We start from the raw sequence: 12,433 nt of genomic DNA, 5'->3' as shown, positions 1-12,433 counted from the left end.
TCGCACAAGTCTACTCTTGGGTAACGACGGATGCCGGACCTGACGCATCGTGCCGCCCAAGCACTATGGTGAATACATGGATCACAGCACCGAGCCCATGACGCAGAACCGGAACGACGCCCCGGGCCGGCCACCGGCCCTCGTGCCGCCGGGGGACGAACTGCTGCCCGAGGAATTGATGCGCTATTCGCGCCAAATCATCATCCCGGAGATCGGGATGGCCGGGCAGCGCCGGCTCAAGAACGCCCGCGTGCTGGTCATCGGGGCGGGGGGACTGGGCTCCCCGGCCCTGCTCTACCTGGCCGCGGCCGGGGTGGGGACCCTGGGCATCATCGACGACGACGTGGTGGACCTGAGCAACCTGCAGCGCCAGGTCATCCACTCCACCGCCACCGTGGGGGAGCTGAAGACCGAATCGGCGGCCCGGCGAGTCCGCGAGCTGAACCCGCTGGTCACCGTGCGGCTGCACAACGAACGGCTGGACGTCGAGAACGCCGTGGCGCTCTTCGGGGAGTACGACGTGGTCCTGGACGGCACCGACAACTTCGCCACCCGCTACCTGGTCAACGACGCCGCGGCGCTCGCCGGAATCCCCTATGTCTGGGGATCGATCCTGCGCTTCGACGGGCAGGTCAGCGTTTTTTGGGACGCCTACGGCCCGAACTACCGCGACCTGTACCCGACCCCGCCGCCTCCGGGCACCGTTCCCTCCTGCTCCGAGGGAGGGGTCTTCGGGGTGCTCTGCGCCCAGGTCGGTTCCGTCATGGTGGCCGAGGCGATCAAGCTGATCACCGGGGTGGGGCGCACGCTGCTGGGCCGCCTGCTGATCCTGGATTCGCTGGACATGACCTGGCGCGAGGTCTCGCTGCGCCCCGACCCCGAGGTGGAGCCGATCACCGCGCTGCTGCCCAGCTACGACGACTTCTGCGCGGTGCCGCAACTGGACGCTGACGGGCTGCGGCTCACGGCCGGGCACAGCATCCCGGCGTCGCGGCTGGCCGAGCTGCTCGAGGCGCGGGCCCGGGGAGAGGAAGACTTCCTGCTGATCGACGTGCGGGAACGCGGGGAGGCGGAGATCGTCTCGATCCCCGGGGCCATCTTGGCGCCGCGCGGGGCGATCCTCTCCGGCGAGATCGAGCTGCCGCGGGACCGCGAGCTGATCCTGCACTGCAAGTCCGGTGGACGCTCCTCGGAGGTGATGCGCCACCTGCTGCGGCACGACTACACCCGGGTGCGCCACGTGGCCGGCGGCATCCTGGACTGGATCAGCGACGTGGACCCGACACTTCCGGCCTACTGAGGTCAACCGCCGCGCAGGGCAGCGAAGGGTGCGGATTGCCTGGGCGCCGCGGGAGGCCGCGGTCCGGGGCTGCGGTGGCACGAAAAAGGCGCCGCGGGCAGGCCTGCTGCCTGCCCGCGGCGCCTTCGCGCGATTTCCCTGTGCCTAGCCGACCAGGCGCTGCAGGTCGGCCGACGGGGACGGGGTCCCGGCCTCGGGTGCCGGGTCGCCCGACGCAGTCCCGGTGACGGGGCAGCGGGAGGCGTTCTTCACGGACGGGGCGCTCGGCACCTCGACCTCGAGCCCGTAGAGGGTCTCCAGCGCGTCGATGTATTCCCCGGCGCGGCCGGCGGCGGCAAGCTCGCGGGCGCGGACCGTGGGCACGTGCAGCAGCTGGCGCATCATCCGGCGCATGGCGAATTCGACTTCCTCGGCCGCGGCGGTGCAGCCGTGCTGGGCGCGGACCTTCTCCACCTCGGTCTCCAGCACCCGCTGGGTGTGCTTGCGCAGGGCCACGATGGCGGCATCGGCGGCGCGCTCGCGCTGTTCGGCGGCGAAGGCCTCGGCGGCATCGAGCACGATGCTCCGGGCCTGGCGCAGCGACTGCGCCTGCTCCTCGGGCGCGGCCATGCGCACCGATTCCAGGTTGATCAATTCCACGCCGTCCACGGCACCGAGCTCTGGGTCGAAGTCGTGGGTCAGCGCCAGGTCGATGGCCACCAGCGGGCGGGAGGCGCGGTCCAGGGCCGCGATGTCCGCGGCCATCAGCCGGTGGTCCGAGCCGGAACAGCCGATGATGACATCTGCCTGCTCGAGCGCCGCCTCAAGGGTGGACTCGTCGAGGGCAGTCCCTCCGCGGGTGGCGACGAAGGCCTCGGCGCGTCCGGAAGCGGAGAAGACCGAGACGTTGTGGGCCGCGCGTTCGCGCAGCAGCGACATGGTGGCCCCGGCGTAGGCGCCGGTGCCGAAGATGACGATGTTCTTGGTGGCCCAGTCCGGGTCGCGGCTCAGGTCGGTGGCCAGCTCCAGGGCAACGGACACGACGGAAAGGCCGCGCGATCCCAGCGAGGTGCGCGAGCCGACGTCCTTGGCGGTGCGCGAGGCGGCCTGGAAGAGGCGGACCAGCGAGCCGGTGGCGGTTCCCGCGGCCTGTGCGTCGTTCAGTGCGCGGCGGACCTGGCCGGCGATCTCGCGTTCCCCGATGACGGCCGAGTCGAGCCCGGCGCCGACGGAGAAGAGGTGCTCGATGACCTCGGTCTCGGTCTTGGAAACCAGCGCGGTGGAGATGGTGTCCTGGCTCAGTCCGGTGCTGGCGGCGATCTGGGCGATCACCTCCGACCGGGCGGCAACGACGTCCTCGGATTGCGGGACTTCGCAATAGATTTCGTAGCGGTTGCAGGTGGCCAGGGTGATGGCGCCGGCGACCGGGCTGGCCGAAGCGAGCACGACGGAAGCGACCTGGGAGGCGTCGGCACTGATCTTTGCCACGGTCTCGAGGTCGATGTCTGAATGGGAGGCAACGAGAGATAGTAAAACCACAGTGCCTCCCATGATAGCCCTTCTACGTGCCGTAGAGCATCAGTTGTGACCAGTTCGTCTGTCCCAATGCATGCCGCGTGTTCGCTGGGGGCGTGCGGATTACGATTCGGCGCAACATGTTGGCAGAATCAATTCCATGACGTTGAGCCAGAACCACCCGCTGATGGACGGTCGTACCGCCAATTCCCCGTTGATTTCCGCCTACCGCGGCCAGAAGCCCAGCCGCAGACCCGTGTGGTTCATGCGCCAGGCCGGCCGTTCGCTGCCCGAGTACCGCAAGCTGCGCGAGGGCACCGAAATGCTCGAATCCTGCCTGCGCCCGGAGATGGCCTCGGAAATCACCCTGCAGCCGGTGCGCCGGCACGACGTGGATGCCGGGATCTTCTTCTCCGACATCGTCATCCCGCTGAAGCTCGCGGGCATCGACGTGGACATCGTCCCGGGCGTCGGCCCGGTGCTGGGCACCCCGGTGCGCACCGCCGCCGATGTGCGCGCGCTGCCCAAGATGGACGACGCGGCCCTGGACCCGATCCGCGAGGCCGTCTCGATGACCGTGGAGCAGCTGGGCAACACCCCGCTGATCGGCTTCGCCGGCGCCCCGTTCACCGTCGCCGCCTACATGGTCGAGGGGCGCCCGTCCCGCGACCACATGGGCCCGCGCACCATGATGCACGCGGAGCCCGGCGTCTGGGAGGAACTGGCCAACTGGGCCGCCGACGCCTCGGGCGCCTTCCTGCGCGCCCAGATCGAGGCAGGCGCCTCCGCCGGCCAGCTCTTCGACTCCTGGGCCGGTTCGCTCTCGCTGGCCGACTACACCAACTTCGTGGCACCGGCCTCGGCCCGCGCCCTGGACCTCGTGCGCGACACCGGCGTCCCGCTGGTGCACTTCGGCACCGGCACCTCCGAGCTGCTCGGGGCCATGCGCAACGTGGGCGTCGACGTCATGGGCGTTGACTACCGCCTGCCGCTGGACGAGGCCAACCGCCGCCTGGGCGGGGACATCCCGCTGCAGGGCAACATCGACCCGGCCCTGCTGACCGCACCCTGGGAGGTCCTCGAGGCCCACGTGCGCGAGGTGCTCGCCGCCGGTGACACCGCGCCGGCGCACGTGGCGAACCTGGGCCACGGCGTGCCGCCGGAAACCAACCCGGAAACCCTGACCCGCGTGGTCGAGCTCATTCACTCGATCCCCGTGGCAGGGCGTTAAGCTAGAACCACCAGCAGTACCGCCGGGGTGCGGTGCGCGCAGCGCACCCCGGACCCACCAGTAACACCTTCGTTTTCCCGGAAAAGAGTTGATGGTGCCACACGTCGAAGAGCAGCCACGCCGCGGCTCGGCCAACGAGGCAGCCCCTGCCCAGCCCATTTCGGGTGGCCAGGACGGCTCCGGCGACGGGTCTCCCGCCGCCACGCCGCCGACCACGGACCATGCACCTGACACCACCCAGGCGGCGGCCACCGAGCCGGCCAAGGCCAAGCGCGCCCCGGTCGCCTCGAATGCCGCCGCCCACGCCCTGCGCCTGCTACACCGGGCCCGCGGCACCGAGGCGCCGCAGCCCTCCGCCACCGCTCCCGATGCCCCGTTGGCGCTGGTCATCGGCGGCGGGATTTCCGGGCTGGTGGCTGCCCGCGAACTGGCAGCCAGCGGCCACCGCGTCCAGCTGCACGAGGCCGGGCCGGTGTTCGGCGGCTGCGTAGGCGCCCACGAGGTCGCCGGGCTGGTGCTGGATGCGGGTGCGGAGTCCTTCGCCACCCGTTCCACCGCCGTCGCGGACCTTTTGCGCGAACTGGGCCTGGGCGATGACATCGTCACCCCCGAACCCGGCGGCGCCTGGCTGTACCTGCGGCGCGGCGGCGAGAACGTCGCCCAGCCGCTTCCTGCCACCGGCATCCTGGGCATCCCCGGGGACCCGTGGGCCGATGAGGTGCGCCGCGCCGTGGGGCGTACCGGCGCCCTGCGTGCCGCAGCGGACCTGATCACCCCGGTCTCCAAGAAGATCCTCGAGGGGGAAATGTCCCTCGGCGCGCTGGTTCGTTCCCGCATGGGATCCGCGGTGCTGGAGAACCTGGTCACCCCGGTGGTCTCCGGGGTGCACTCGGCCGACCCCGACACCCTCGACGTCGACGCGATCGCCCCGGGGCTGCGCGCCTCGGTGCTCAAGCACGGCTCGCTGGCCCGCGCCGTCGCCGCGATGCGCGCAGCGGCCCCGGCGGGCTCCGCCGTCGCCTCGCTCTCCGGCGGCATGAACCGCCTGACCTCCGCCCTGGTCGCGGACCTCAAGGCCGCCGGCGTGCAGCTGCACGCCAACAGCCAGGTGGCGGGAATCGCGCCGCCCGCCGCCGGGACCGGCTTCCGCATCGAACTGGCCCCGCAGGCCGCAGCCGATGTTTCGAAGGAAGCCAGGCACGAGAAGGAATCGCGGCACGAGCGCCATGGCCGGCTGGCCAAGGAGGCAGCCGCCGAGGCGGGACAGCCGCGCGAGCTGGTTGCCGACCGCCTGGTGGTTGCCACCGGCGGCGAAACGGCCGTTGACCTGCTGTGCGGGATCGACGCGGCATTCGCCTCCCACCGCCCGGCGCCGGGAGCCGGGATTTCCCTGGTCACCCTGGTGATCGACAAGCCCGAGCTCGACGACGCCCCGCGCGGCACCGGCCTGCTGGTCGCCCCCACCGTCGATGACGTCGGGGCCAAGGCGCTGACCCACGCGACCGCCAAGTGGCACTGGCTGGGGGACGAATCGGGCCCCGGGTCCCACGTGCTGCGGCTCTCCTACGGACGGCTCAACGACGTGGCCTCGGCCCTGGTCAACGCCGACGACGCCTCGCTGCGCAACGCGGCACTGAAGGACGCCTCGGTGCTGCTGGGAATCGAGGTCACCGCCGGGGACATCCTGGGCTTCGACGTGGTGCGCTATTCGGGCGCGCTGCCCTTCGCCACCACCGGCCATGCCCGGCGCGTGGCGGCCATCCGCGAGCTCGCCTCCGCGCACCCGGGCCTCGACGTGGTCGGGGCCTGGCTGGCCGGCACCGGACTGGCCTCCGTCGTCGCGGACACCCGCAAACGGCTGCGCATCACCGCCAGCTGAGAATTCCCGCCCCGGGGCCCGCCAGCGCGGATGCCCCGGGCACGCAACAGACTTTCGTTTCACATACGAGAACCGCTTCGCCCACACACGCGAAGTACCGCAAAGAAAGCAGGAGAACCAACCATGAGTGCAGTGGAATCCAACTCACCCGTCATCCGCGACCGCGAAGCAGCGGGTGCCGACGCCACCATGTACTACACCCTGTGGACCGTCTTCAAGCGCGACTCGGACCTGGACCGCACCGAGGGCGTCGAGGCGTTTGACGCACTCATCTCCGAGCTCGCCGCCGAGGGCGTGACCCTGCGCGGCACCTACGACGTCTCCGCGATGCGCGAGGACGCCGACGTGATGACCTGGGTCCACGGCCCGACGCCCGAGTCCCTGCAGGCCGCGGTGCGCAAGATCCGCCGCTCCTACCTCTTCGCAGAGACCTCCATCGTGTACTCGACCATGGCCGTGCACCGCGAGGCCGAGTTCTCCAAGGACCACTCGCCGGCCTTCGCCCGCGGCGTGGCCCCCGAGGCCTGGATGACCGTCTACCCGTTCGTGCGCTCCACCGACTGGTACCTGCTGGACCCGGCGGAACGCGGCAAGATGCTGCGCGACCACGGCATCCTGGGCCGCGACTTCCCGAGCGTGCTGGCCAACACCGTGGCCGCCTTCGCCTTCGGCGACTACGAATGGCAGATCTGCCTCGAGGCCCCGGACATGATCGACCTCGTCGACATGATGCGCCACCTGCGCTACACCGAGGCACGCAACCACGTGCGCGAGGAAATCCCGTTCTACACCGGCCGCCGCATCTCCACCGCCGAGGTCGCCGAGGTCCTGCGATGAGCCAGGATTTTGATCCGCGCGCCGGCTACGACGAGAGCGGCGTGATGGAGCCCAAGGCCTACGACGCGATCCTGCTGGCCTCCTTCGGCGGCCCCGAGGGCCAGGACGACGTGATCCCGTTCCTGCGCAACGTCACTGCCGGCCGCGGCATCCCCGACGAGCGCCTCGAGGAGGTCGCCACCCACTACCGGGCCAACGGCGGCATTTCCCCGATCAACGCGCAGAACCGCGCGCTGAAGGCGGCCCTCGAGGCCGAGCTTGCCGCCCGCGGCATCGCCGTGCCGGTCTACTGGGGCAACCGCAACTGGGCGCCTTACATCGCGGAAACGATCACCCAGATCCATGCCGAGGGGCACCGCAGGGTGCTGATGCTCTCCACCAGCGCGTACTCCGGCTACTCCTCCTGCCGCCAGTACCGCGAGGACCTGGGCGTCGCGCTGCGCGAGACCGGCCTGGAGGGCAAGCTGGAGGTCGACAAGGTGCGCCAGTACTTCGACACCCCCGCGTTCGTGAACCCGTTCATGGAGGGCCTGGCCGGCTCGCTGGCCAACGTCCGGGCCCAGCTGGCCGCGGCCGGGAAGCCGGAGGGCGAGATCAAGATCGTCTTCGTCACCCACTCCATCCCCACCTCCGACGCGCAGGCCGCCGGCCCGCGCGACCTGGTCGCGACGCTGGACACCGACCTGTACTCGGCCCAGCACCTGGCGGTCGCCGACGCGATCCTGGCCGGGGTGCCCGAGGCCGCCGGCCTGTCCCACTCCCTGGTCTTCCAGTCGCGCTCCGGCGCCCCGCACGTGCCGTGGCTGGAACCGGACATCAACGACGCGCTCACCGACTACCAGGCCGCCGGCGTCGCCGGGGTCGTGGTGATGCCGATAGGCTTCGTCTCGGACCACATGGAGGTCCTCTGGGACCTGGACACCGAGGCGAAGGAAACCTGCGCGGAACTCGGCCTTGCCTTCCACCGCGCCCCGACCCCCGGGACCCACGCCGACTTCGTCTCCGGCATGGTCGACCTGGTGGCCGAGCGCCTGACCGGCAGTGATGGAAACGCGCTGAAGCCGGGCCGCGCCTCGGTGGCCGAGCTCGGCCCCTGGTACGACGTGTGCCGCCCGAACTGCTGTGTGAAGGTGATGCGCGACGGGACCACCAAGCCCACCATCGCGGCCGTCGACTCCGAGGTCGGGGTGCCTGCACCATGAGCAAGGAACGCTTCACCATCGGCACCCGCGGCTCCGCGCTGGCCACCACGCAGACCGGGCATGTCGCGGCGCAGCTGCACGAGATCGCCCAGGTCCCCTTCGACACCGTGCTGGTGAAGACCGAGGGCGACGTGACCACCGGTCCGCTGTCCCAGCTCGGCGGCACCGGAGTGTTCGCCGCTGCCCTGCGCCAGGCGCTGTACGAGGGCACCTGCGACATGGCGGTGCACTCGCTCAAGGACCTGCCGACCACGCAGCCCGACGGCCTGGTCATCGCCGCCACCCCGTTGCGCGCGGACGTGCGCGATGCGCTGTGCGCCCGCGACGGGCTCTTCCTGGCCGAACTGCCCGAGGGCGCCACCGTGGGCACCGGGTCCCCGCGCCGCGCCGCGCAGCTGCTGGCCTTCCGCCCTGACCTTCGGATCGTGGACATCCGCGGCAACGTCGGCACCCGGCTGGGCCGGGTCAAGGGCTCGCCGGCGCAGAAGGACGACGGGGGAGTGGGGCGCACCGCCCAGGGCGACCTGGACGCGGTGATCCTGGCCGCCGCCGGCCTGGAGCGGCTGGGCCTGGAATCGCACATCACCGAATACCTGGACCCGGAGATCATGCTCCCGGCCCCCGGCCAGGGTTCCCTGGCCGTGGAGGTCCGCGAGGGCGGCACCGGGCACCCGTCGGTGGACGCGGCGCTGGAAACCATGGACGATTCGGACACGCGCCTGGCGGTCACCGCCGAGCGCGCGCTGCTGGCCCGCCTCGAGGCCGGCTGCGCGGCGCCCATCGGCGCGCTGGCCACGGTGCGCGAGGACTCCCTGGTGCTCGACTCGGTGGCCTGCAGTCCCGACGGATCGGACACCATGCGCCGTTCGGCCACCACGCAGGTGCTCACCCTTGACGGCGCCCGCGCCCTGGGCGTGGCGCTGGCCGAGCAATTGCTGCGCGAGGGCGCGGCCGACCTGGCGGGACTCTAGGGGCAAGATGTCAGCTGATTCAGTGCTCGCCGGCCGCACCGCCCTGCTGCTGCGCGACCCCGCGCGGGCGGCGGACACGGTGGCGCGGCTGGCCGGGCGCGGCGCGTCCGCGGCCGTGTGCCGGCTCATCGACTTCGAGCTGCCCGCCGACACCGCCGAGCTGGACGGGGGCCTGCGGCGGCTGCTGGCCGGGGAGTTCGACTGGCTGGTGCTCACCTCGGTGAACACCGTGGCCGCGCTGGGGCTTCGCGCCCGCGCCCTGGGCGTGGAGCTGCGCATCCCTGCCTCCACGCTCGTGGCGGTGGTCGGCGAGGCAACCGCACGCGCCGTGCAGGGCCTGGGCGCCGCCGTCGACTTCATGCCGGCGCACGACCACTCGGCCCGCGGCATGCTCGCCGAGTGGGAACGGCTGCGCAGCGGGAAGCCGGCGCGCGCGTTCATGCCGCAGGCCGACATCGCCTCCTCCACCCTGCGCGACGGGCTGGCCGCCCGCGGCTGGGCCGCACAGGTCGTGACCGCCTACCGCACCGTGCCCGCCCCGGCCGATCCGGGCCGGGCCCTGCACCCCGCGGCGCCGGACCCCTGGCTGCCGGAGGGAAGCTACCTGCTGGATCGGGAGCAGCTGCCCGGGGCCATCGGTCGGCTGGATGCGGTCTTCTTCCCGTCCCCGAGCACCGTCGACCAATTCCTAAACCTGGTCCCGGCACCTGCCGCGCACCTCGCGCTGGTGGCAATCGGCGACAGCACCGCCGCCCGCCTGCGCGCCCGCGGCATCGAGCCCACCGCCACCGCCGCCTTCCCGACCCCCGAGGGCCTCATCGACGCCTGGGAGCAGTCCCGGCGCGCCGCGCCCCGCCCGCCGACCTGATCCCCGGGTGTCGGCCGGACATCCCGGCCGCACCCAATCTCCCCGCTTCGAACCACCCCGCCACGAGCTTCACAAGGAGCCAGAATGTCATTCCCCGCCCGCAGGCCCCGCCGCCTGCGCACCACCCCCGCGATGCGCCGGCTTGCCGCAGAGCTCGTGCTGGCCCCGCAGCAGCTGATCCTGCCCGCGTTCGTGCGCGAGGGACTCACTGAACCCAACCCAATCACCTCGATGCCCGGGGTCGTGCAGCACACCCTGGACACGCTCAAGGCCGCGGCCTCCGAGGCCGTCGAGCTGGGCCTGGGCGGCATCATGCTCTTCGGCATCCCGGAGACCCGCGACGCCACCGGCAGCGCCGGGACGGACCCCCACGGCATCCTGAACCGCGGCATCGAGGCGGTGCGCGCCGAGGTCGGCGACGAACTGGTCATCATGTCCGATGTCTGCCTGGACGAGTTCACCGACCACGGCCACTGCGGCGTGCTCGACGCGAAGGGCAACGTGGACAACGACGCCACGCTGGAGATCTACGGACGCATGGCGGTCGCCCAGGCCGAGGCCGGAGCGCACATGCTCGGCCCCTCCGGCATGATGGACGGCCAGGTCGCCGTGATCCGCCAGGCCCTGGACGCCGCCGGGCACCGGGACGTGTCCATCATTGCCTACGCGGCCAAGTACGCCAGTGCGTTCTATGGCCCGTTCCGCGAGGCCGTGGACTCCCAGCTCACCGGGGACCGCCGCACCTACCAGATGGACGCCGCCAACCGCCGCGAGGCGATGATCGAGGTCGAGCTGGACCTGGCCGAGGGCGCCGACATGGTCATGGTCAAGCCGGCCATGAGCTACCTGGACGTGCTTGCAGACGTCGCGGCGATGTCCCCGGTCCCTGTCTCCGCCTACCAGATCAGTGGCGAGTACGCGATGATCGAGGCCGCCGCCGCCAACGGCTGGATCGACCGCCGCGCCGCCATCGAGGAATCCGTGCTGGGCATCCGCCGCGCCGGAGCCGACACCGTGTTGACCTACTGGGCCAGCGAGCTCGCCCAGTGGCTGAAAGAAGGAAAGTAATGACCAGCTCCGCCGAACTCTTTGCCACCGCCCAAAAGCTCATGCCCGGCGGGGTGAATTCCCCGGTCCGCGCCTTCGGCTCGGTCGGCGGGGTGCCCCCGTTCATGGTCGGCGCCAAGGGAGCCTACCTGCACGACGCCGACGGCAACTCCTACGTCGACCTGGTCTGCTCCTGGGGCCCGGCGCTGCTGGGCCACGCGCACCCTGCCATCCAGGACGCGGTCCACGCGGCCGTGGACCGCGGGCTGTCCTTCGGCGCCTCGACACCGGATGAGGGCAAGCTCGCCGCCCTGGTCATGGACCGCTTCGGCGGGGTCGAGCGCATGCGCATGGTCTCCACCGGGACCGAGGCCACCATGACCGCGGTGCGCCTGGCCCGCGGCTACACCGGCCGCGACCTGATCGTGAAGTTCGCCGGCTGCTACCACGGCCACCTCGACGGCCTGCTGGCCGCAGCCGGCTCCGGCCTGGCCACCCTGGCGCTGCCCGGATCCGCCGGCGTCACCGCCGCCACCGCCGCCGAGACCCTGGTGCTGCCCTACAACGACCGCGAGGCCGTCACCGCCGCGTTCGCCGAACACGGTGCGAACATCGCCGCCGTCATCACCGAATCCGCCCCGTGCAACATGGGCGTCGTGACCCCGGAAGAGGGCTTCAACAAGTTCCTGGCCGAGACCACCACCGCCAACGGCGCACTGCTGATCCTCGACGAGGTGCTCACCGGGTTCCGCGCCTCGGATGCGGGCTACTGGGGACTCACCGGCCGCACCGAGGGCTGGACCCCCGACCTCTACACCTTCGGCAAGGTCATCGGCGGCGGGCTGCCCACCGCCGCGCTGGGCGGCCGCGCCGAGGTCATGGACTACCTGGCCCCGCTGGGCCCGGTCTACCAGGCAGGCACGCTCTCGGGCAACCCGGTGGCCATGGCCGCCGGCATCGCCCAGCTGACCAACGCCACCGCCGAGGTCTACGCGCACATCGACGGGAAGTCGCTGCAGCTGCAGGCCGCCCTGGCCTCCGCGCTGAACGAGGCGGGTGTCGACCACTCGATCCAGCGCGCCGGCAACCTGTTCTCCGTCGCCTTCGGGACCTCGGAGCACGGGGTGCACAACTACGCGCAGGCCCAGGCCCAGGAAGCCTACCGCTACGCGCCGTTCTTCCACTCGATGCTGGAGTCGGGAATCTACCTGCCGCCGAGCGTCTTCGAGGCCTGGTTCCTCTCCTCGGCCCACGACGACGAGGCCATGGAGAAGATCTTCGCGGCACTTCCGGCCGCCGCCCGCGCGGCAGCCTCGGCGGTGCCCACCGCCTGAGTGACCCGGGCACGGTGAATGCCCCCGATTATCGACACGTCAATCGCTTGACGTTTCAATAATCGGGGGTTTTTCACGTTTTTGGGTGCCCAAATCCTTCCCGGAGGCGGAAATCGGTGAGGTCTAGGCCACTTTCGCCGCCTTGGCCATCCCGTGCCCCCGAGCCGCCGACGGGCAGTGCCCCGGACATGGCGGGAAACTGGCAGGGAAATGAAACAGCCACGTCAAAGCCGTTTTTAGGAGCGCGTTTCCGGGCTGTGCCGAGGCGTT

Annotated in this window: 10 protein-coding genes; 9 read left to right on the top strand and 1 reads right to left on the bottom strand. The window is 71.2% G+C overall.

The features are described 5' to 3' along the window. Window positions 1–76 precede the first annotated feature (76 nt). Window positions 77–1,300, top strand: coding sequence for a molybdopterin-synthase adenylyltransferase MoeB (gene moeB, locus AC6CHY_RS03825; protein ID WP_498225560.1), 1,224 nt, complete (start codon window positions 77–79; stop codon window positions 1,298–1,300). 144 nt (window positions 1,301–1,444) lie between these two features. Here moeB and AC6CHY_RS03820 read toward each other — a convergent pair whose 3' ends face one another. Then, a complete protein-coding gene (locus tag AC6CHY_RS03820) occupies window positions 1,445–2,818 on the bottom strand; it encodes a glutamyl-tRNA reductase (protein WP_498225558.1) in 1,374 nt (457 codons plus the stop codon). A 136-nt stretch (window positions 2,819–2,954) separates the two neighbouring features. Here AC6CHY_RS03820 and hemE point away from each other — a divergent pair, with 136 nt between their 5' ends. The 8 genes from hemE (at window position 2,955) to hemL (ending at window position 12,163) form a co-directional block, all read left to right on the top strand. Then, window positions 2,955–4,025, top strand: coding sequence for a uroporphyrinogen decarboxylase (gene hemE, locus AC6CHY_RS03815; RefSeq protein WP_217389074.1), 1,071 nt, complete (start codon window positions 2,955–2,957; stop codon window positions 4,023–4,025). A gap of 94 nt (window positions 4,026–4,119) precedes the next feature. Then, window positions 4,120–5,904 carry a protoporphyrinogen/coproporphyrinogen oxidase gene (locus AC6CHY_RS03810; protein ID WP_498225556.1) on the top strand — a complete coding sequence of 595 codons (1,785 nt, stop codon included), beginning with the start codon at window positions 4,120–4,122 and terminating at the stop codon, window positions 5,902–5,904. A 123-nt stretch (window positions 5,905–6,027) separates the two neighbouring features. Then, a complete protein-coding gene (gene hemQ, locus AC6CHY_RS03805) occupies window positions 6,028–6,741 on the top strand; it encodes a hydrogen peroxide-dependent heme synthase (protein WP_498225554.1) in 714 nt (237 codons plus the stop codon). Continuing rightward, window positions 6,738–7,943, top strand: coding sequence for a ferrochelatase (locus tag AC6CHY_RS03800; RefSeq protein WP_498225552.1), 1,206 nt, complete (start codon window positions 6,738–6,740; stop codon window positions 7,941–7,943). Before hemQ ends, AC6CHY_RS03800 begins: the two co-directional genes overlap by 4 nt. Further along, window positions 7,940–8,914, top strand: coding sequence for a hydroxymethylbilane synthase (gene hemC, locus AC6CHY_RS03795; protein ID WP_217389077.1), 975 nt, complete (start codon window positions 7,940–7,942; stop codon window positions 8,912–8,914). The genes AC6CHY_RS03800 and hemC overlap by 4 nt, the downstream gene beginning before the upstream one ends. A 7-nt stretch (window positions 8,915–8,921) precedes the next feature. Further along, window positions 8,922–9,782 carry a uroporphyrinogen-III synthase gene (locus tag AC6CHY_RS03790; protein ID WP_498225550.1) on the top strand — a complete coding sequence of 287 codons (861 nt, stop codon included), beginning with the start codon at window positions 8,922–8,924 and terminating at the stop codon, window positions 9,780–9,782. Between the two features lie 84 nt (window positions 9,783–9,866). After that, on the top strand, window positions 9,867–10,850 hold the full coding sequence (hemB, locus tag AC6CHY_RS03785; protein ID WP_217389079.1) for a porphobilinogen synthase: 984 nt from the start codon (window positions 9,867–9,869) through the stop codon (window positions 10,848–10,850). Continuing rightward, window positions 10,850–12,163 carry a glutamate-1-semialdehyde 2,1-aminomutase gene (gene hemL / locus AC6CHY_RS03780; protein ID WP_217389080.1) on the top strand — a complete coding sequence of 438 codons (1,314 nt, stop codon included), beginning with the start codon at window positions 10,850–10,852 and terminating at the stop codon, window positions 12,161–12,163. The genes hemB and hemL overlap by 1 nt, the downstream gene beginning before the upstream one ends. Window positions 12,164–12,433: the final 270 nt, after the last annotated feature.

The organism is Paeniglutamicibacter sp. GQ140 (genome assembly GCF_059759235.1).
This window is presented reverse-complemented; position numbering and strand designations above follow the sequence as displayed.